Origin of the sequence: Microcoleus sp. S36a_B3, from assembly GCF_036700745.1 — a bacterium.
GTDB lineage: Bacteria > Cyanobacteriota > Cyanobacteriia > Cyanobacteriales > Microcoleaceae > Microcoleus.
Genome location: NZ_JAUBPN010000009.1, coordinates 144004 through 166263, shown reverse-complemented (window position 1 = coordinate 166263; position 22260 = coordinate 144004). Strand labels below are relative to the sequence as shown.

General features: G+C 47.1%; 10 protein-coding genes. 6 read left to right on the top strand and 4 right to left on the bottom strand.

Features of this window, described 5'->3' with window-relative positions:
• Window positions 1-103 precede the first annotated feature (103 nt).
• Window positions 104-1111, bottom strand: a complete 1008-nt coding sequence (locus tag QUA01_RS12790; protein WP_333086940.1) for a zinc-dependent alcohol dehydrogenase family protein — start codon at window positions 1109-1111, stop codon at window positions 104-106.
• A gap of 137 nt (window positions 1112-1248) precedes the next feature.
• Here QUA01_RS12790 and QUA01_RS12785 point away from each other — a divergent pair, with 137 nt between their 5' ends.
• The 4 genes from QUA01_RS12785 to QUA01_RS12770 all read left to right on the top strand — a co-directional run bounded on the left by QUA01_RS12785 (window position 1249) and on the right by QUA01_RS12770 (window position 7717).
• Entirely contained in the window at window positions 1249-4788 is a 3540-nt protein-coding gene (locus QUA01_RS12785; RefSeq protein ID WP_333086939.1) for a sensor domain-containing protein, read from the top strand.
• Window positions 4789-4844: 56 nt separating this feature from the next.
• Entirely contained in the window at window positions 4845-5081 is a 237-nt protein-coding gene (locus tag QUA01_RS12780) for a hypothetical protein (protein ID WP_333133075.1), read from the top strand.
• A 59-nt stretch (window positions 5082-5140) separates the two neighbouring features.
• Window positions 5141-6799: a CTP synthase gene (locus tag QUA01_RS12775; RefSeq protein WP_333086938.1), complete on the top strand. Its 1659-nt coding sequence runs from the start codon at window positions 5141-5143 to the stop codon at window positions 6797-6799.
• Window positions 6800-7291: 492 nt separating this feature from the next.
• Window positions 7292-7717: a hypothetical protein gene (locus QUA01_RS12770; protein WP_194009205.1), complete on the top strand. Its 426-nt coding sequence runs from the start codon at window positions 7292-7294 to the stop codon at window positions 7715-7717.
• Between the two features lie 546 nt (window positions 7718-8263).
• Here QUA01_RS12770 and QUA01_RS12765 read toward each other — a convergent pair.
• Both QUA01_RS12765 and QUA01_RS12760 read right to left on the bottom strand, forming a co-directional pair.
• Window positions 8264-9163 (bottom strand): ROK family protein, encoded by a 900-nt coding sequence (locus QUA01_RS12765; protein WP_333086936.1) that lies wholly within the window; start codon window positions 9161-9163, stop codon window positions 8264-8266.
• Window positions 9164-9318: 155 nt separating this feature from the next.
• Window positions 9319-9849, bottom strand: coding sequence for a hypothetical protein (locus QUA01_RS12760; RefSeq protein ID WP_333086935.1), 531 nt, complete (start codon window positions 9847-9849; stop codon window positions 9319-9321).
• 355 nt (window positions 9850-10204) lie between these two features.
• Between QUA01_RS12760 and QUA01_RS12755 the strand changes: the two genes are divergently transcribed.
• Window positions 10205-11614, top strand: coding sequence for an adenylate/guanylate cyclase domain-containing protein (locus QUA01_RS12755; RefSeq protein ID WP_333086934.1), 1410 nt, complete (start codon window positions 10205-10207; stop codon window positions 11612-11614).
• 756 nt (window positions 11615-12370) lie between these two features.
• Here the strand turns inward: QUA01_RS12755 and QUA01_RS12750 are convergent.
• A complete protein-coding gene (locus tag QUA01_RS12750) occupies window positions 12371-16591 on the bottom strand; it encodes a chemotaxis protein CheB (protein WP_333086933.1) in 4221 nt (1406 codons plus the stop codon).
• Between the two features lie 1452 nt (window positions 16592-18043).
• Between QUA01_RS12750 and QUA01_RS12745 the strand changes: the two genes are divergently transcribed.
• Entirely contained in the window at window positions 18044-22249 is a 4206-nt protein-coding gene (locus QUA01_RS12745) for a CheR family methyltransferase (RefSeq protein ID WP_333086932.1), read from the top strand.
• Window positions 22250-22260 lie beyond the last annotated feature (11 nt).

Below are 22260 nucleotides of genomic sequence, written 5' to 3'. Positions count from 1 at the left end.
TCAATTTGAATGGCGGAATGTAGGTTGAATTCACAATGTTTTCAACCCGCTCCCGTAGTCGGCTGCAAGCTTGTGTCGCCGCTAATTCCCTTCGCCCGAAATCTCAATCGCCGGGAATTTCAAGAACTATTTTACCTGTTACAGAGCCTGTTTCTAACAGTTTGTGAGCAGCACCAGCTTGTGCTAGCGGGAAAGTTTTGCTGACATGAATTTTGAGCAAATTACGATCGCACAAACCAGCGCACTGCTGCAAAATATGAGCCTGCTGTTCCTGTTCTTCCCCCAAACCTTGCAGCATCGGAGTTAACATTAATTCCAGACTAATTCGCAGATTTCGCATCCTCGCTGTTTTCAAATTCCCCAAAGCCGGATCTGGTTCCAAAATTGTTACCAAATCGCCATAAATCTTCACAGCCGGAACAGTTTGGTAAAAAGTTTCTCCCCCGACTGTATCGAAAGCCAAGTCAACTCCTTGTCCTTGAGTCCAAGTCAAAACATCATCGACAACATCGGTATTTTTGTATAAAATAACTAAATCTGCACCCAAAGATTTACAAAATTCGGCTTTGGCTTCGGAACTCACAGTAGTGCAAACCTCAGCACCTTGCAACGAAGCCAACTGTATCGCGACGTGGCCGACACCGCCGGCACCAGCTTGGATCAATACTTTTTGGCCAGCTTGCAACCGCCCGCGATCGTACAGCGATTCCCATGCTGTAATTAAAACTAACGGTGCCGCCGCCGCCTCAACAAAACTTAAAGCAGCAGGCTTGATGGCGAGGAAACGTTCGTCTACAACGGCAAACTCAGCATAGGTACCCATCAACCCGCCCAAACCGCCGTTGCAGAAAAAAACCTCGTCTCCCACTTGGAAACTTTGCACCGCAGCACCGACAGCTTCTACGATTCCAGCACCGTCACACCCCAAAAGGTGAGGAGTTTTTTCTGGATAAAAAGTGCCGCGCGATCGCAACTTAGTATCTATCGGATTGACTCCCGCCGCCCGCAAACGCACTAAAACTTCACTTTCTGTTTGTATAGTAGGGGCGGGGATATCTTGCAGTCTCAGTACGGACGCACTTCCGGGCGTTTCAAAAACGATCGCTTTCATCAGGGTTATTAACTTGCATTGTCGCCTTCACTGCTATCCTACCTTGTCCGCGCTACCCATTGGTGACAATACTTAGTTATTTTTAATAAATAGATTGGCTTCAGATAACTACTATAATTGTCGAGCGGTATTAATCAATGTTCGATCGAGATTTATTTTTTTACTTTGAGATTCTTGTATACCTTCTAGGATTATCAGCGACTTTAGCTTTTGCTGGAGCGATTTATCTCAAATTGCAGCGAAGGCCTCCCAATCTGCCGCCCGCAAAGCAACCACAGCCGCCCCAATTAAACGGCGATTTATTTGCAAAATTGAAAATTAAGAAAAACTTTTGGCTTTTCCCCAACTCAAATCTGTTCCCCGTCGCTGACAGATTCTTGCGTAAAATTTTAGGTATTGTCCGCGCTCTATTATTCCCCCAGCAACAGCGCCCAACAGTAAACTCTTCACCTGTTGTGGGGTCTTGCACCAGCAAAGCCACAAGTTTGAGCGTGGAGGGAGAGATGACCCAAAATTCCTCTCGCCCCCAGGCCAGCAACCAAGCCGCTGTCAGCGATTCCCCGGAATTAGATCGAGACTTGCTCGGCCACATCCTAGCAGGTACTGATGCGCCGGGAGGAGCCGAATTCTTTGATACTTTAGTTCGCCACTTGGCCCGTGCACTCGGAGTTCGCTGCGCCGTGGCGGCCAAGTCGATTAAGTCGATCGAACGCAGCGATGCAATTCCCGATCGATTGGAAGTGCTCAGTTTTTGGAGCGACGGACAGCTACAGCCAAATTTTGAGTGCGATACCGCCAACACTCCCGAAACCCTAGTGTTCGAGCAGGCAATGTACTCCTGTCCAGACGGTCTAGTGGAAGCCTTCCCACAAGACCGCAGAGCGGTGGTTACAGGTTCGCGCAGTTTTGTCGGAGCCCTGCTCAAAAACTCTTACGGCGAACCTTTAGGGATTATTTGTATTTTCGACGATCAACCTTTGCTAGAAGCAGAACTCACTAAATTTCAACTAATTCTCAGCATATTTGCCGGACGCGCCGCCGCTGAATTAGAGCGGCAGCGCCTAGAAGCAGCACTCTGCACCGTAGAAGCGAAATACTGCGCCCTTGTAGAACAAATGCCGGCTGTCACCTACATTTCTACCCTCAACCGCAGCGCTGCCAAACTTTACATCAGCCCACAAATCGAGACTTTTCTGGGTTATTCTGTAGCTGAATGGAGGGCAGACCCAGATTTGTGGCTGAAACTCGTTCACCCAGAAGACCGTGATCGCGTGTTAGTTGAAAACGCCACACAAAAATTTAGCGAGGGAGAAGATATCTTTGGCGACGCCCCGCTGGTTTCAGAATACCGCGCGATCGCCCGCAACGGTCGAGTCGTCTGGTTCCGCGATCGAGCGATCGCAGTTCGCGATGAAGCAAGCAAATCAGTCATCATTCAAGGCGCGATGTTTGACATCACCGAGACTAAAGTAGCAGCCAGCGCCCTGCTAGAAAGCGAATACCGCTATTACACCTTGGCAAAAATCCTGCCAGTCGGGATTTTCCGCGCTGACGCGGCTGGAGATTGTTTTTACGTCAACGAGCGATTTTTGGAGATGGCGGGACTGACAGTCTCACAAGCACTCGGCGAAGGTTGGACTCAAAGTTTGCACCCCGAAGACCGCCAGAGCGTTTTGAGCCAATGGTATGGCGCTGTTAAAAACAAGTTGCCTTGTAAATTAGAGTACCGCTTTTGCAACGGCGACCGCACAACCTGGATATTTTGGCAAGCAGTCCCGGAAATTGCCAACAGCGGGGAAGTTCTCGGCTATCTCGGGACGCTGACGGATATCAGCGATCGCAAACAAGCGGAAGAAGCGCTGCAACAAGCCGAGGAAAAATACCGCAGCATCTTTGAAAACGCGATCGAGGGAATTTTTCAGACAACGCCCGACGGGCGCTACCTCAGCGCTAACCCTGCTTTGGCGAGAATTTACGGCTACGAGTCAGCCCCGGAACTGATCGCAAACATACACAATATTGATCGCCAACTCTACCTCGATCCCAACCGCCGCGTCGAATTTTTGCGCGCGATCGAAAAACACGGTTGTGTGTCAGAGTTCGAGTCCCAAGTTTACCGCGCTGACGGCACTACCATCTGGGTTTCCGAGAACGGCCGGGCGGTTCGCGACGCTGGTGGCAATTTGCTTTACTACGAAGGCACTGTCGAAGATATCACCCTCCGCAAAATAGCAGAAGAGAAGTTAGTACACGATGCTTTGCACGATACGCTAACGGGTTTGCCCAACCGAGCTTTATTTATGGATCGCTTAAGACACGCGATCGAGCTTTCAAAACGCCGTCCCGAGGTTTTGTTTGCGGTGCTGTTTATCGATCTCGACCGCTTTAAGGTTGTCAACGACAGTTTGGGGCATTTAGTGGGCGATCGCTTGCTAGTCGCGATCGCGCAGCGCCTGGAAACCTGTTTGCGCCTTGGAGATACCGTTGCCCGTCTCGGCGGCGACGAATTCGCTATTTTGTTAGAAAATATCAACAATACAGAATATGCAATCCAAATTGCCGAACGAGTGCAAGCGGAACTAGCAGAGCCTTTTTACCTCAACGAATATCAAGTTTTTAGCAGTGCTAGCATTGGCATTGTTTCTTCTGGTTTACCTCCGCAGCCAAGGCAAAGCAGCGAACTATCGGACTCTGGAAATGTCGAAAATATCGATCGGGCAACTGCTTTGTCTTGCTTGTCTTCCGACTCTCTCGTTGCCAATGTCCCGTTCCAAATGTTGTACGATCGACCCGAAGAATTGCTGCGAGATGCAGATGCAGCTATGTATCACGCTAAGGGATTGGGGAAAGCTCGCCACGAAGTTTTTGACTTAAGTATGCACACTCGCGCCGTCGCTCTTTTGCAACTAGAAAACGATTTGCGGCGAGCTCTCGACTCCCATGAATTTCGGCTTTACTACCAGCCCATCGTCTGTCTAACCAGCGGTAAAATCAGCGGTTTTGAAGCGCTGCTGCGGTGGTATCACCCTTCGCGAGGTTTAGTATCTCCCGGCGAATTTATTTTAGTCGCAGAAGAAACCAGATTGATTGTACCGATTGGTTGGTGGATGATGCGATCGGCTTGCCGTCAGATCCACCAGTGGCATCAAAGATTTCCCATAAATCCGCCCTTGACTGTCAGCGTCAACCTTTCTAACGAACAATTCAAACAGCCGGATTTAATCGATCGCATCAGCGAAATTTTACAAGAAACTCAACTAGACCCCCGCAGCTTAAAATTAGAAATTACTGAAGGCGTAATCATGGACAATGCCGAATCAGCAGCCGCTACCCTCGCACAATTGAAAAATTTAGAAGTTCAATTATATATTGATGATTTCGGCACAGGCTATTCTTCTTTGAGCCGCCTGCACACTTTTCCAACTGACGCTTTAAAGATCGATCGAGCTTTTGTCAGCCGCATGACTGAAGACGAAGGCAATGAAGCTATTGTACAGACTATTTTAATTTTAGCCACTCATTTACGCATGGATGTAATTGCTGAAGGAATTGAAACCATCGAACAGCTTAATTTGCTCAGATCGCTGAAATGCGAATACGGACAGGGATACTTTTTCTCAAAGCCGGTAGACACCATTGCAGCCACGCTTTTAATAGAAAGTCAACCAGTCTGGTAATTGGGAAGAAAAAATCAGGAATAAGGGAGGATCTGTGTTTGGGATTATAGACTTCGGTGTTGCATCTGCCCGATATCTGCGGTTTCTGGATCGATCGCCTGCATCTGGGTTTTGTAAAAAGCATTTTTTGTTTGAGTGGTGGGGCGATCGCCATACAAATGTTCGCGCACAGGTTGTTAATTTGGGCGATCGCTCTCAAAACCCGTGCAAAACGCCCGATCGAGCCAATCTGCAACCCATCGCCTCCCCACCCGTACAGGAAAAATGCTCTAGCCCTGCTGGACAATTTTTGATTTTAGCTCTTAAAGTTGAGTGTTACCTTAACTGAGAAACATCTAAAGTTGAAAATCCTATGAGCAAATTTGTGTTTGTGACCGGCGGCGTGGTTTCCAGTATCGGGAAGGGAATTGTCGCTTCTTCCCTCGGCCGCTTATTGAAGTCCCGAAACTACTCGGTCTCGATTTTGAAGCTAGACCCCTATATTAACGTTGACCCCGGCACTCTCAGCCCGTTCCAGCACGGAGAAGTCTTTGTCACCGAAGACGGTGCGGAAACCGACCTGGATTTGGGGCATTACGAGCGTTTTACCGATACTTCCATGTCTCGCCTCAACAGCGTCACCACGGGTTCGATTTATCAAGCTGTGATTAATAAGGAACGCCGCGGCGAGTATCAGGGGAGCACGGTGCAGGTGATTCCCCACATCACTAACGAGATTAAAGAGCGCATTCACCGAGTCGCAAAAAATACTAACCCCGATGTGGTGATTACGGAAATCGGCGGCACGGTGGGAGATATTGAGTCTTTGCCGTTTTTGGAGGCAATTCGCCAGTTTCGCAAGGATGTCGGGCGGCAAAATGTCTTGTATATGCACGTAACGCTGATACCTTGGATTCCTTCGGCTGGGGAGATGAAAACTAAACCGACTCAGCACTCGGTTAAGGAGTTGCGGTCGATCGGCATTCAACCAGATATTCTAGTCTGTAGGTGCGATCGGCCTTTACCTTTGGGCCTCAAACAAAAATTGTCGGAATTCTGCAACGTACCCGAAGAATGCGTCATCACGGCTCAAGATGCCAAAAGTATCTACGAAGTGCCTCTAATGATGGAAGAAGAAGGTTTGGCAGAACAAACCATCAATTTGCTGCAACTCGAACAGCGGCAACCCGATTTGACTCAGTGGCAAACCTTAGTCAAGCGGCTTTACAGTCCCAGCCACAAGATTGATATTGCTTTGGTTGGCAAATACGTGCGGTTGAACGATGCTTATCTTTCGGTGGTTGAAGCTTTGCGGCACGCGGCAATTGCGATCGGCTGCGACGTAAATTTGCACTGGATTAACTCAGAAGATTTAGAATCGGGAAATCTCGATAATTATCTCAAAGATATCAACGGCATTGTTGTACCCGGAGGTTTTGGGATTCGGGGAGTCGATGGCAAAATAGCGGCGATCGAATATGCTAAACAGCACAAAATACCTTTTTTGGGATTGTGTTTGGGGATGCAGTGTGCTGTGATTGAATGGGCGCGCAACACCGCCCAACTGAAGGATGCCAACAGTGCTGAATTTGACCCAACTACGGCAAATCCGGTAATTAATTTATTGCCAGAACAGCAAGATGTAGTCGATTTGGGCGGTACAATGCGACTGGGTTTGTATCCGTGTCGCGTCAACCCAGACACCCTCGCTTTCAAACTTTATCAAAAAGAAGTGATTTACGAGCGGCACCGCCACCGATACGAATTCAACAACTCCTACCGCAATCTGTTCTTAGAATCAGGTTATGTGCTATCGGGAACCTCTCCCGACGGCCGATTGGTAGAAATGATCGAATTACCCAACCATCCCTTTTTCATCGCCTGTCAATTTCACCCTGAATTCCAATCTAGACCTAGCGCCCCCCACCCCTTGTTTCAGGGGTTTATCCAGGCGGCTAGCACCCAGGGAAATCAGGATGTTTTAGAAACTGAGCCTCGGGACTTGGTAGCGGGGAAAGTTGCCGGAAGTTAATCTCCTATCCTGTGCGATCGATTAGTTTTGATATATTAAATGTCTGTAGGGACGGGTGAGTGCAGACAAATATTCACATAGGACGCATAATCGATCGCACTCTCACCCGTCCAACCCAACAATAGAATTTAAGAGGGGTCTCATCTACCGGACATGATATCGGGCAGCATTCTCAACGACAAAAAACCTCACCTCTGTCCTAACATAGGGTTTGGGGGGCTAGTACCCCAAGGTATAAGGGAAAACGTAAAAGGTAAAAAGCAAAAATACTGATATTTCTACTGAATTTTTTAGCTGTGATTTCAATAGTGATACCAATCTCAAAACACAATACAACTACAGGTAAGATGCCAATCCCCACAATCATCAGTCATTCTCAATCTAAAATCGATCGACTGAGCGTTAGCCGAAGTCTAAAATCTAAAATCTAAAATGGTATGAATTGTCAAACTATCCTAAAATACCAGGAAACGCAGGTTTGAGGAGGGTTGTGTGGCTTACTGGAGCAAGTTTATTTATGAAAAAAATACATACATAATTGATCTTGACACTATTAGTGCTTTTTCGAGCGAACTGGATAACAAGCGCATCACATTTTGGCTGCCTAATAGCAGTCAGCCGATTATCCTGCATCCCCAAGGCAATCATGAGGCTTACAAGCAAGTTCTCGATTACCTCAAAAAAACCATCGATCGCAATTCTAGAGGTTCGTGGATAAAAATTCATTTTGACCGCAAGGAATTTGCGATCGATTTAAGTCGAATTAGCTCTTTTGTTTGCGAACAAAACGGTCGGCTAATCAGCTTTTTTCTGCCTGACAGCGCGACTAATATTATCCTCATGCGCGAAGGCAACTCAGACGATTATCAAAAAATTCAGGAATACATCAAAAATACGACGGGGCAGTCTCTGCCATGAAGAAGTCATTGGTCATTGGTTGTTAGTTGGCAGTTGTTAGTTGTTAGTTGGCAGTTGTTAATTTTTAGTTGTTAGTTGTTAGTTGTTAGTTGTTAGTTTTTAGTTTTTATATCAATACGGTTTACTTAAGACGATCTCCCTGGCACACCCCTTAAAAAGGGGAGTAGGGGTGGGACAAGAATGCTCTCAAAGTCCCCCTTCTTAAGGGGGACTTAGGGGGATCTCCGGGGCATAAATATGTTAAGTGAACCGTATTAGTTTTTATATCGTTTCCGCTTGCATTGGAATGATTTAACCGGCGCTAGAACACAGAGTACAGAGAGTCCGAGAATATATATCTGAATCATTCCGATGCTACCGGATTTGATATTAGTTGGTAGCGGCGGTGGATGGTGCGGGCCCGCCCTCTTAGTTGGCAGTTGTTAGTTGTTATATCAAATCCTGTCTTCAGCGGAATAGTAAATTTACTATTAACTGTTAACAAATAACAAATAACAGTTAACTGTTAACATCATGTATGAGTACAACCAAAATTGATATTAGTCATCAGTTATTAGTCATTAAAGCTAGCTGCCAAGCTAATTTTGCGGCGCCTGCCATACCTGCTTGATTGCCCAATTGGGCAAGCAATAACTGCAAATCTTCGCGAGAACTAGGTAGCACCCGCCGCTCAATTTCGGCTCTAACCGCAGGCAAGAAGAACTCTGCACCCGCACTAATTCCACCGCCGATAATAATAGCTTCCGGTGTTAAAACATAAATCAGACTTGCTAAACCGATACCGAGATAGCGCCCGTAATTTTGCCAATATTCTAAAGCTTTGGCATCTCCCGACTTAGCTAAATTTGCTAATTCTAGGGGTTCCAAACCAGTGTCGCGGCGAATTGCTTGCACGGAAACGTATTGTTCTAAAGAACCGCGATTGCCGCTGTTGCACTCCGGGCCTTCGGGATTGATGGCAATTAATCCTAACTCTCCTGCCGCGCCTAGATGACCTGTAAATAGTTTGCCATCTAAGATAACTGCACCGCCGACTCCTGTTCCTAATGTTAGCAATATGAGGTTTTTAAAGTGCTTTCCTGCACCTAACCAAGCTTCTCCCAATCCGGCACAGTTCGCGTCATTTGCTAATATTGTTGGCAGTCTGGTTTTGGCTTCCAACAAGTCAGCTAGGGGGACGTTATGCCAATTTTTGAGGTTAATTGCGACTCTGGCTATTCTGCCGGCGGCGTCTGCTGGGCCTGGTGTGCCGATACCGATCGCACTTACAGCATTTTCGGCAGGATTCAGTTGTAAAATAGCATCGGTGATGGCAGCTAAGACAGCCTCTGGAGTTGCGGGTTGAGGAGTGGGAACTGTTAAAGATTGGTGACAAACACCATCTTCGCTAAATCTGCCGAGTTTAATTGCGGTGCCGCCTAAGTCGATGCCGATTACTTGTGTCATTACAATTTCAGTTTGTAGTGAGGAATTCAGTTTTGTTTAGTCCTATTTGAGTGCGTGAAAATTACCGACGGAAGCGGCGCTTAATTGCTAAGAATATCATGCCGATCGCCCAACTCGACCAAAATGCTAGATATAGGCAAGTTCGGCCATTCAATTCATCCGGGCACATCTGACGCGCCGCTGCGATTCCCATCCCCAGAAAAACCTAAACCATTCCCAACAAACACCGCCTCAATCACATTCCCATATCCAACATCATCCTCAACCACCGGTAGCGGAAATCGCGTCAAAATCTCCCGCCCAATATCCCCCGCCACCTGCGACAATTCCCCGCTACCCATTCTACCAAACAAACCTAGCCTGCGCGCCAATTCCTGCAGCGAAGCCACCACATCCGCAGGGGCGGTGGATGATGCGTGCGTCTCCTCCTCAAACAATCGAGTTCCAAACCGTCGCAACCAACCAGCCAATTCACTATCTTTAAGCCGTTTTGCGATTAAAAATCCCGCGACATCCCCTCGACTCCAGCCAGCATTTACCCCTTCCAGAATTTCCATAAATTTCGATTCGTATTCCGCGTCTGTGAGGGTGGGGCGGATGGGGGTATTTTGGGGTTTTGGTGGGGGTGCGGAGCCCAATAGGCGCTGAATTAGTTGTTTGAGGAATTGCCAAATTTTGTTTAGCATTTGTGGTATGGGGATGGGTGGGATATTTGCTATTTTAGTCTGGTTTCAATCGAGAGCCTCTGGGGCTGAATTGTTGTTTGAAACTAAGATTGATTATAATTAATTCGCCGGACATTTTATAATATATTCCTGAAGACAGATGCAGCGATCGCTCTTGTGTAACAACTGACCCATCCTTCAGCCTAAAGAAACATCGCCTTTAGCTTGCTAATTTGTTAAGATTTATACACAGATCAGGGACAGCGGGACAGGTGCAAATTTATCAGAATTGTCAGGGAAGAACCAAGCAGACGAAGAAATTATCTGAGACAATGCTTAAAAATTTCTTGCCCTGACGCTCAAAGGCAAGCAGCTCGTGAATATCGAATTATTAACAGAAAAAGTAGAACAACTTAAACAACGTTCCAATTCTAGCAAAGGAACGATCGACCAAATCGAAAACTGGTTAATCGGTTCCCACATTTTGCAGAGATTGCGGATTAATCCTTACTACGTAGCCGGCGATACTGTCAAGAATGTTAAAAGAATTACTTCCGAATTTCTGCACGGAGTAAAAGCCGGCACTTTTGACCTGCACTGGGACATTCACTGCCCGCACTGCAACATGATAGCAGACGAATTCAAGGATTTGGCAGACGCATCGGAAATGTCTTTTTGCCCAATGTGCGATCGCGAGTTTAACATTGATTTGCTCGATCGCATCGAAGTTACTTTTTCCCTCAACAAAGAAATCGAAGACCCGAAACTGCGCCCCATCTGTGCTCCCCCTCCGGTACTTCATAACAAACTGCAACTGGTAACACCTTTATGCTGCACCGCATCCGAGATAATTATCTTAGAAAGCGGTCAATATCGGTACTGCTGTCCCCTCACCTTAGCTAAAGGGATTTTAAAAGTTGAAGGCGAAGCAACCGAAGAAATACAAGAAATTAAAATCAAGCAGTTAACGGGGCCAGATTTTGACAAACAAAAGCTGACTGTGCGTCCGGGAAAAGTTAAAATCGAACTAACTAATACCGAGCACAATTTGTCCGGGCTGATTTTGCATCCCGATGAATTGCCCGAAGAATTGACATTAGAACAACTGCCCCTGCGACTGTCAGGAATGCAACTGCTTCACCACCCAGATTACAAGCGTTTGTTCGGCGAAGCAGCGATATCGGAAAGAGAGCGAGTCAAGATTCGCGCGATTACTATTATGTTTACCGATATTACTGGTTCTACCAGAATGTACGAAACCCTTGGAGATACTAAAGCATACAATATCGTGCGCGATCATTTTGAAATTTTATTTGAGTCGGTAGAGCAATTTGGCGGCAAAGTCATTAAAACCATCGGCGATGCCCTTATGGCTTCTTTTATCAGCAACGAAGAAGCAATTATGGCGGCTGCTGCTGCTGTGGCCAGTTTCAGAAAGTACAACTCTACTCGCCCGCCTGCAGAGTGGATTCGTGTTAGCGTGGGCATTCACCGAGGGACGGCTTTGCTGGTAAATCTCAATAATGCGATCGACTATTTTGGATCTACAGTCAACAAAGCGGCTCGCATTCAAAATCTTTCTAAAAGTGACGAAGTTTCGTTTTCCGAAGAAGTTTATCACGACCAAGCATTTTTGACAGCCTTAAAAGCTATAGGTGTGTCGGAAATTCACAAACGTGTTGAAGATTTAAAGGGAATACAAGGCCCACAAATCGCTTATACGGCGAGGATTAATACGGAATCTGTTATCGCTTTGGCTGCTGAACTAATCGCTGAAAAAAACTAATTCATGAAGGGACGAATATATTGGTTTGCCGGCTCTTTTTGGGAACCACTTAGCAATGAAAATTTAATAACTTAAGCGATTATATCGTTTCCGGTAGCATCGGAATGATTTAACCGGTGCTAGGGCGCAGAGAACACAGAGGAAGACAAGAGAGAGATGAATACAGAACTATGAAGCGCGGATTTGATCTGACTCGATTTTATAATTCCGATGCTACCGGATTTGATATTACTCGTTACCAGGAACAGCCTGGTAACGATTAGTATGCCATGTTTGGCCAATCCCTCCGCTTCGCTCCGCCCAATGCCCTGTTTGGCCAATGCCCTGTTTGGCCAATGCCCGATAGTACCTCATCTTTCTGAGAAAGGCTATAGAACAATACGGTTCACTTAACATATTTATGCCCCGGAGATCCCCCTCGCATCCCCATTAGGTCGGGGGACTTTGAGAGCATTCTTGTCCCACCCCCTACTCCCCTTCTTAAGGGGGGTTAGGCAGGGTGGTTTTATTGTGGGGAGAAGAAATCTGAAACGACAGAAAGCACCGCTCAAAGCTCGCGTCTGGGACGCAAGTGTTATATTAATAAAGGTACGTAGTTGGGCTTTAGCCCTCTTTATATATACGTCTAAAGAGGGCTAAAGCCCAATTACGTACCTATTTCTAGGATGACAATAAAACCACCCTGCTTCTTAAGGGGTGTGCCAGGGAGATCGTCTTAAGTAAACCGTATTGGGCTATATATTAGATCAAAAGTATTTAACATCGTCCTACTAAATTAGCAACAATTAATGCTAGTTCAACGGGTTTCACAGGCTTAGTAATATGCCTTTGAAAACCTGCTTCGATCGCCTTTTTGCGTTCGGGCTTGCTCGCATAGGCAGTCAGCGCAATGGCTGGGATTTGTCCTCCGGCTGCCTCAGCAAGAGCTCGCACTTCTCGAATCAAGAAATACCCATCTTCCTCCGGCATGGCGATATCGGAGATCAGCACGTCGTATTTGCCGGGATTTTCAGTCAAAGCAGCCATCGCACTTCTGGCAGATGCCACCGTCACAACCTCCGCCCCGTAGCTTTCGAGCACAAATTCCAATAACTCGCGCGTATCGATGCGATCGTCTACAGCTAAAATGTGCAAGCCTTCGAGAGAAGGGACGGTATCGCTAGATGCGTCGCCTGAATTTGCAGCCAATACAGTTGGTGGGAAATCGATCGCCCCTGTCAACACTTCAGCCGAGTCTGGCAAAGGCAATCTCACAGTTATTGTAGTTCCTTTTCCCTCCCCCGGACTTTCGGCGAGCACGATTCCCCCGTGCAATTGCACCAGATTGTAGACGATCGACAAACCCAATCCCAGCCCTTGATTCGTCTTAATGCTGCTAGAATCTCCTTGGCGGAAGCGATCGAAAATATGCGGTAACAACTCCGGCGCAATGCCTTTTCCCGTGTCAGTAACTCGAAGTTGAGCGCGAAGCTCGATCGGCTCCAAGGAAACTTCCACTCGTCCCTCCGGTGGAGTAAACTTAATCGCATTAGACAGAATATTCCACACAACTTGCTGCAAGCGATCGGCATCGCCTAAAATAGTTATAGAAGTCAACTCCGAAACAATTTCAATGTTTTTGGTATCCGCTGATAGTTGAACCCCGTCGAGCGCAGCTTGCACCACTAACTGCAGATCCATCGGACTACTATCGAGAACGAGCTTGTTGCCAGTAATCCGCGAAATATCCAGGATATCTTCGATTAACTGAGCTTGCGCCAGCGCGCTCCGCTCGATCACCTCTAGAGCGCGATCCGCGACGGCTTCCTTCAGCTTCCCGCTACGCAGCAGCTTCGCCCACCCCAGGATCGGAGTCAGGGGATTGCGGAGTTCGTGGGAGAGATTCGCCAGAAATTCGTCTTTAGTGCGGTTAGCAATTTCTGCTTCTTGGCGGGCAAACTGTTCCTGTTCCAATAACTGCGATCGCTCTGTCTCAAACTGCTTGCGAGCGGTGATATCCTCGATCGACAACAGAATCATTAAAGCTTGGTCTTCTCGTTCAAGTTTACAAGCATTCAGCAGCATAGTTTTGGAGCCGATATGCTCAAAGAAATGAGTCAACTCAAAGTTTTGAAGCTGAACATCGCTCACCAGAATATCTTCCAGAATCCATCGCAATTGCGGGATATTCCACTGCCCGTTTCCTAGCTCAAACAGCGAAGATTGCGCTGTTTCTGAGGATAAAACCTGAAACGTTTCATAGAACGATCGATTTGCTTTGTGCACTCGGAAATCAGCATCGAGCGTGACTAAAGGCGTTTGCACAGTTTCCACAATAGCTTCAGCGTAGTTGCGCGCCTCCTCCAAAGTTCTGGCACTGCGTTTTAGAGCATCAATATCGATCAAAACCATCACCACGCCCTCAATCTGGTTTTCCGTGGTGCGGTAAGGGCGAATGCGGAGGTTGTACCAATATCCCGACAAAGTTTTAACTTCTCGTTCTTGCGTCTGGAGAGTATCAATTACCTCCAAAATCATCTGTTCCAAGTCAGGAACATCAAGAGTCGATCGGATGTCGCTAAAGGGTCGTCCAATATCTGTGATAATTAGATTAAAAAGTTTCTGCGCCGTTGGCGTAAATCGTCTAATTTCTAAATTGTTTGCCAGCATTAAAACTGGGATATTGATACTAGCAAGCAAGTTTGTCAAATCGTTATTGACCAGGCTTTGTTCGAGATTTCGGCTGCGAAGTTCCTCGTTAGTGGTGGTGAGTTCCTCGTTAGTAGCTTGAATCTCTTCTTTAGCAGTTTCTAGTTCCTCGTTGATGCTTTGCAGTTCCTCATTGCTGGAGAGGACTTCTTCGTTGGCAACTTTGAGGTCTTGGTTGAGATTTTCCTGCTCTTGGATTAGCGAGTGCAGGTGCGATCGCGCCGCAAGTTTTTCTTGGTTAGCGGCGGCAAGCGCCTGCGTCAGCCGCTCATTTTCCGGATCGGAATCACCTCGATCGCCATTTTGGGCGGTGACGGTGGAAAAGTCGCTCGCCGGGGCTAAAACTTCTTCAAACAGCACCAAAAAATAGCGTGCTGCGGTGGTGCGCGACTGGAACGGCACCACCTGAATATTCACCGCAGACGATCGCCCGCCCCATTCAACCAATACCCTTTCTTTCCTAACAGTCGCGTTCTGCGTTTGTGCCTGAAAAATTGCGGTGCGAAGATCCACAAGCAAGCCTCCCCTTGCCATTGTCAGCAAGTTTAAGTCCGGCGTTCCGGCTACCACTCTAAAGTAAGGATCGATATCTCCCCGCACTTGCAGGATTTTCATCTGCTCGTTAACAAGCACGCTGGCTGGGGCGTAGCGATTCAAAATCAGTTGGTCAGTTTCGCGTTCTAAGTCAAAATTATCGATCGAATTTTCTTCATTCATTCTCTGTTCTAGAGCAGCTTTAACGACGGGATAGGAACTCGGCGCGAACGAAAATGTGGGACGAGTTGCCGTCAAGTTTTTGGCATAAATTTTAGACTTTTTATCGACAGAAGTAAACAAATATGAAAATTTCCCCGTACTTTCAGAACTGCCTAACAACAGAAAGCCTGCTGCGTTGAGACTGTAATGAAAAATCGGCATCACTTTTTTTTGCAGCGACTCTCCCAAATAGATCAGCACATTGCGGCAGCTAACTAAATCGAGATTGGAAAAAGGCGGGTCGCTGCTTAAGTCTTGTCGCGCAAATACACACAGTTCGCGGACTGCTTTGCAGATTCTATAACTACCTCCTTCTTCGGCGCGAATAAAGAAGCGAGTACGGCGTTCTGGTGAAACGTCTACCATCTGGTTTTCTGAGTAGGTGGCAGACCTCGCTTTGCCGATCGCCGTCTCGCTGATATCTGTAGCAAAAATCTGAATCGGCATAACTCGATCGCCCAAAAACTCTAACAAACAAATGGCGATCGAATAAACTTCTTCACCAGTAGAACATCCCGCCACCCAAATCCGAATCGAAGCTTCTGGCGATTTATTTTGGGTAATGCTGGGGAAAACCAGCTCTTTTAAATTTTCAAAGGCTTCGGGATCGCGGAAGAAACTGGTAACGTGGATCAAGATTTCTTCATACAAAGCTGTGACTTCAGGCGCATTTTGTCGCAGGTATTCGGCATAATCATCCAGGTTTTCGAGCTTGTACAATACCATCCGCCGCTGGATGCGCCTCGCGATCGTTGTGGGTTTGTAGTGGCTAAAATCAACGCCTGCGGTTGATTTTAGCAGGGCAAAAATAGTTGCCAGGGCATCTCCCGGTTCGGGCGATTCTTCAACTTTTGCTAGGGAAATTGTGGAAGTTAGAAGGTGACTGCGACTATAGTTTGCCAGTTCCTCGGCAATTTTTTCCGGCGGCAGAACAAAATCGACATTCCCTGTGGCGACAGCGGTATTCGGCATACTATCGAATTTTGCCGTGTCTTGACATTGAGCAAAAGTCATGCCTCCGGCTGCTTTGATTGCCTTGAGCCCCAGCGAACCGTCTCCGTCTCCCCCGGATAATACTACGGCGATCGCCTTGTGGCCGCGATCGATCGCCAATGAGGTAAAAAACGCATCTCCCGGCATATATTTGCCATAAATCTTCTCGCGCGGGGATAGTTGCAGCACGCCTTTACACAGCACCATCTTGGTGTTGGGCGGAATAATGTAGACTTGATTCGGCTCTACAGCCATGCCGTCTTTTACCTCACTAACAGGCATTTTCGTCTGTCTGGCGAGAATCTCGGTTAGCAGACTTTTGTGATCCGGGGCTAAATGCTGAATCAGCACAAACGCCATACCCGTATCTACCGGTAAATGGCTGAGTAGCCCCGTGAATGCTTCGAGTCCTCCTGCTGAGGCGGCAATCCCAACAATCGGAAAGGGGGCATCGGTTTCCGCTAATTGTTGGCTATCGAGGGCGGCTGGGGCGATCGATTCTGCTGGTTTAATTTCAGGGGAAGATTGATTAGAAGTCATGATGTGAATTCCGGGACTTCAGCTAATCAGTAGCATACATATTTTGTAAGCCGACCACTGAGTAATTTTTACTATTTTTATTTTAACTTAAATTGTCGGCATTCTCCCGTTTTCTTAAGGATTGAGGAGGTATTTATAACTATTAGACCTTTTGCAAAAGTCAAATTTACCCCCCTTAGTCCCCCCTTATTAAGGGGAGAAATAAGAATAATCTTGCTCCCTCTCCTTAATAAGGGGAGGGTTGGGGTGGGGTGCTTTGGATTTTTGCAAGAGTTAGTTCTATTACACACCTCCAAAACTTCTGATTTGCGATCGATATTATTAGGCTTTGGGCTTTCTTTTTCCTAATTATTGGAAATGTCTGTGACCTATGAGCGCGATCCGATCGCTCTATCTGCTATTGTGCGAGACGATAGCGCCATAGTTAGTTAAGGAAAAGCGATCGTCCTAGTCCCCGGTGATGCCGGGAGAAACCCAGGGTGGATTAATTGTCATCCTAGAAATAGGTACGTAATTGGGCTTTAGCCCTCTTTAGACGTATATATAAAGAGGGCTAAAGCCCAACTACGTACCTTTATTAATATAACAATTGCGTCCCAGACGCGAGCTTTGAGCGGTGCTTTCTGTCGTTTCAGATTTCTTCTCCCCACAATAAAACCACCCTGGGTGATGCCGGGAGAAACCCGGTTTCTTGGAGTTTTTGATTGGGTGACGAAAAATATAAAGAGAAACCCGGTTCCTGAGATTTACGCAAGGGGAGAGAAACCGGGTTTCTACGACTTTTTGATTGAGTGACGAAAAATATAAAGAGAAACCCGGTTTCTGAGATTTACGCGGGGGAGAGAAACCGGGTTTCTAGGACTTTTTTGTTGGGTGAAAAGAAATATAGATATAAACCCGATTTCTGAGATTTACGCAGAATAGAGCTCTCGCTCTCGATCGCACAATTAATTCCCACGATTTACCGCAACCGACGACAATTTATGTCATAGTTGTAAGGAAAAAGTTATTAAATTAAAATATCCCTACCTTCCCAAGTAAGCGATAAAAGCTTAAAATAGGGTGTTCTGAACAGAAAGTAGGGGGTATGCGAGCCGGTTCTCAGCCCGAACGATGGGACAACCAAATAGGCCCTCGGGGGGATAGTATTTAAGCGATTTCGTGCTTAATATATGAATATGGCAGCCGCCGACGAGAGTAGAAAAAAAACACGATTTTTCAAGTATTTGACCCCAATTCCTACCATCGCTCTAACAGGGTACCTAATCCCTAATAGCTGGTAAAACTATAGTCATTTATTGCAATGACATGGGAGGCGTCAGCCCTCCCCTTTGTGTTTTACCAGCTATAAGACGGTTTCACAATTTTAGCAGCTCAAACTGCTATAAATTAACCTCTATTATATTTTTTCAAGCTGACCAGATTCATTAGCTGCTAATCGGCCGTACTTAAATGAACTTAATTAACGAAAATACATGGGGATCGATCGCCCCCGGTGCGATCGACTTAGAACTCGAAGCTAAAACCGATGCCCCTTTTCCGATCGTCGGGATTGTGGCCTCTGCGGGAGGGTTGGAAGCATTCATTCAGTTGGTGATCAACTTACCCGCAGATACCGGCATGGCATTTGTGTTTATCCAGCACCTAGCGCCCGATCGCCAAAGTTTGCTGGGCGAAATTCTTGCCAGAACCACGCAAATGCCCGTGCGCGAGGTGGAAGAGGGGAACGCCCCACAACCGAACCATATCTACATCATTCCGCCGAATACCAAGCTGCTGCTGCTGGAAGGAAAGCTGAGACTGATGCCGAGGGAAAAGGTTTTTGGCAAATATATGCCGGGAGATGCGTTTTTCGAGTCCTTAGCACTCGATTGGGGACAAAAAGCCATCGCCGTAGTTTTATCGGGAGCCGATGGAGACGGCGCTCTGGGGCTGATCGCCATCAAAGCAGCCGGAGGCGTGACTTTTGCTCAATGCGAAGCAACCGCAAAATTTGACAGTATGCCCAGTACCGCCGTCGCTACAGGCAGTGTAGACTTCATTCTGCCGCCTGAAGCAATTGCGCGGGAACTGGCAAATCTCAGCCACCACGCCTTTCTCGCCCTGCCGCTTCCCGTGGTTAACACTGAGGAATTTCCCGAACCTGGATCGGCCCTGGCGACGATTTTTGCGCTGCTCCAATCCAGTACAGGCGTTGACTTCAGCCACTACAAACCGGCCACCCTGAACCGGCGGATGCAGCGGCGGATGCTGCTGTACAAGCTGGAACGAGTGGAAGATTACGCTCAATATTTGCTGGATCATCCGGCGGAAGTCAGAGCTTTGTATGAAGAAATCCTGATCCACGTCACGAGTTTTTTCCGCGACTTAGAAGTTTTTCAACGCTTAAAAGAACAAGTTTTTCGCACAATTACCCAAAATAAATCAACAGAGGCTCCGGTGCGGATTTGGGTGGCTGGATGTTCGACTGGTGAAGAAGTTTATTCGATCGCCATTTGCTTGTTAGAGTATTTGGGCGATCGGGATCTTTCGCTGCCGATCCAAATTTTTGCCACAGATATCAGCGAAGGGGCGATCGGCAAAGCTCGGTCTGGTTTATACACAGAAAACCAGATGTTAGGCGTTTCACCAGAGAGACGCACTCGCTTCTTTGTCTCCGTAGAAGGAGACCGATATCGCATCAGCAAAGCAGTCCGCGAACTGTGCGTATTCGCCCGACAAAACTTAGGCATCGACCCGCCTTTTTCTAATCTCGATTTGATTAGCTGCCGCAATGTACTGATTTATTTAGCAGAACCTTTACAAAAACGAGTTTTATCGATTTTTCATTACAGTCTCAACCCAACAGGCTTCTTGATGCTCGGCACTTCCGAAAGTACGGGGAAATCTTCGGACTTATTTAATTTAGCCGACGGCCAGTCGAAAATTTATGCCAAAAAGTTAACGGCGACTCGTCCCCGACTGTCCTTTGCAACAAGTTTCTCTCCCCTCAACCAAATAGAAAATTCCCAGCGAATGAATCCAAATTTTGCCAACAGCTTTGACTTGGGACGCGAAACAGACCAATTAATTTTAAATCGCTGTGCTTTTGTGGGGGCGGTGGTCAACGACCAGATGGACATTGTGCAACTGCGGGGAAATACCAATCGCTATTTGAAATTAACACCCGGAACGCCGAGTTTAAATTTGTTTGCAATGGCGGTTTCAGGATTGTCTCTGGAACTTCGCACGGCTATTTATCAAGCGCAAACTCAGAACGTGACGGTGACAAAAGAACGGGTGAGGCTGCAAGAGGGCGAATTCACGAATTTTGTTAATTTTGAGGTGATTCCGTTCCAACCTGCGATCGCGGAAGTGCGCTATTTTTTGTTAGTGTTTGAAGAAGCTTTACCCCCAGCGCTCGATCTGACTGACGTAACTTTTGACAGCCTAGAACCAAACGATTTGGAGCGGGAAATAGTGCGGCTCAGACAGGAACTGGGCACCGCCAACCAAGACAAAACTGTGGCTCAATTGCACCTGCAAGCGGTGATAGAGGAGCAAGAAAATCTCAATCAAGACTTGAGAGTTGCTAACGAAGAAATTATTTCGAGCAATGAAGAACTGCAAAGCATCAACGAAGAACTAGAAACTGCCAAGGAAGAAATTCAAGCGACTAATGAAGAACTGATTACCACTGTTGAGGAACTTCGCACTCGAAATCTAGATTTGCAGCAGGTTAATAACGATGTAACTAATTTGCTTGCAAGTATCAGTATTCCAATTTTAATGCTGGCAAACGATTTGCGGATTCGCAGCTTTACGCCGATGGCGCAGCGGCTGTTCAATCTAATTTCTACGGATGTCGGACGCCCGTTTAGCGACATCCGAGCCAATCTGGAAATTCCCAATTTAGAAGCGATGATTTGGGAGGTACTGGATACTCTCAATACCAAAGAACAAGAAGTGCAAACTGCATCGGGATATTGGTACGCACTCCGCATTCGTCCTTACCGCACAGCGGAAAACCAGATTGAGGGTGTGGTGATGGTTTTGATCGATATTGACGCTCTCAAACGCAGTGCTGCAACCTTAGAAACAGCCCGCAACTATGCAGAAACAATTGTGGAAAGTGTGCCAACTCCTTTAATCGTGCTGGATGCTGATTTCCGAGTGAATACCGCTAATCGATCGTTCTACGAAACGTTTAAAGTTTCATCTTCAGAAACCGCCCAAACTTGTTTGTTTGAACTTGCTGACGGGCAGTGGAATATCTCGCAACTGCGAGGTATGTTGCAAGATATTCTGCTTAATAATGTGGAAGTTGAAAATTTTGAGGTGGAGCAGGTTTTTGAGCGGCTAGGGCCGAAAACTGTGCTGCTAAATGCTTGTAAAGTTGAGCCAGAAGAGAGGGTTTCGATGATTCTGCTGTCGGTGGAGGATATCACGGAGCGCAAGCAGTTTGAGACAGAGCGATCGCAGTTATTGGATCAGGAAAAATGGGCTCGCCAACAAGCAGAAATTGCTAACAGAGCTAAGGATGAATTTCTGGCGAATCTCTCCCACGAGCTCCGCAATCCCCTGACTCCGATTCTAGCGTGGGCGCAAATACTCCGCACCGGAAACTTGAAAGAAGCAGCCACCGATCGCGCCCTAGATGTGATCGAGCGCAGCGCTATGACGCAAGCTCAGTTAATCGAAGATATTATCGATATTTCGCGGATTACCAACGGTAAGCTTCAACTCAATATTAGTTCGATCGATCTGGCTTCTGTGGTGCAAGCTGCGATCGATGGGCTGCAATTATCAGCGGAGGCCAAAAACCTTGAAATTGTTTCGCAGTTGACTTCTGTAACTGTCTTGGGCGATGCCGATCGCTTGCAACAAGTTGTGTGGAATATCTTGTCTAATGCGATTAAGTTTACTCCACCGGGGGGACGAGTGGAAGTTGCTTTACAGGCGATCGACGATCGCGCTCAAATTCAAGTCACCGACACGGGAAAAGGGATGGCGCCGGAGTTGTTGCCGCATATTTTCGATCGCTTCCGCCAAGGAGATTCTAGCACGACTAAGAAAAATCAAGGTCTGGGATTGGGTTTGTCGATCGTCTACCATCTCGTGGAATTGCACGGGGGAAGGGTGCAAGCCGATAGTCCGGGGCAGGGAAAAGGTACTACAATAACTGTGAGATTGCCTTTGCGAGGCTCGGCTGAAGATATTGCACAGCTAAACGCTTTAGAGTCGGCTCCACAGTCAGAGCCTGCGAACATTTTAGGCGATCGCGTCCCTTCTTTAGAAAATTTGCAGGTTTTAGTTGTCGATGATGAAGCTGATACCCGCGAACTCTTAAAATTTGTGCTTGAAAGCTACGGCGCGGAAGTATTGACGACGGAATCTGTCACAGCGGCGATGGCTGCTTTGACGGAAAATCCCGGCAGATATGACGTGCTGATTTCGGATTTGGGAATGCCCCAAGAAAACGGATATTCTTTAATTCGGCAAGTGCGAGCTCTGGCTGCAGCAGCCGGAGGACAAATCCCCGCCGCGGCGCTGACTGCGTATGCGAGCGAGCAAGAGCGCGAAAGGGCGATCGCAGCGGGTTTTCAAACACATATTGCTAAGCCTGTGAAGCCTGTTCAAATAGCATTAATAGTTGCCAATTTAGCCGGAAGATTTTAAACACTGTGGAA

Bases quoted from the DNA above. Each gene is read 5' to 3' on its own strand.
- QUA01_RS12790 (WP_333086940.1), bottom strand. From the start codon at position 1,111: ATGAAAGCGATCGTTTTTGAAACGCCCGGAAGTGCGTCCGTACTGAGA.
- QUA01_RS12785 (WP_333086939.1), top strand. From the start codon at position 1,249: ATGTTCGATCGAGATTTATTTTTTTACTTTGAGATTCTTGTATACCTT.
- QUA01_RS12775 (WP_333086938.1), top strand. From the start codon at position 5,141: ATGAGCAAATTTGTGTTTGTGACCGGCGGCGTGGTTTCCAGTATCGGG.
- QUA01_RS12765 (WP_333086936.1), bottom strand. From the start codon at position 9,163: ATGACACAAGTAATCGGCATCGACTTAGGCGGCACCGCAATTAAACTC.
- QUA01_RS12760 (WP_333086935.1), bottom strand. From the start codon at position 9,849: ATGCTAAACAAAATTTGGCAATTCCTCAAACAACTAATTCAGCGCCTA.
- QUA01_RS12750 (WP_333086933.1), bottom strand. From the start codon at position 16,591: ATGACTTCTAATCAATCTTCCCCTGAAATTAAACCAGCAGAATCGATC.
- QUA01_RS12745 (WP_333086932.1), top strand. From the start codon at position 18,044: ATGAACTTAATTAACGAAAATACATGGGGATCGATCGCCCCCGGTGCG.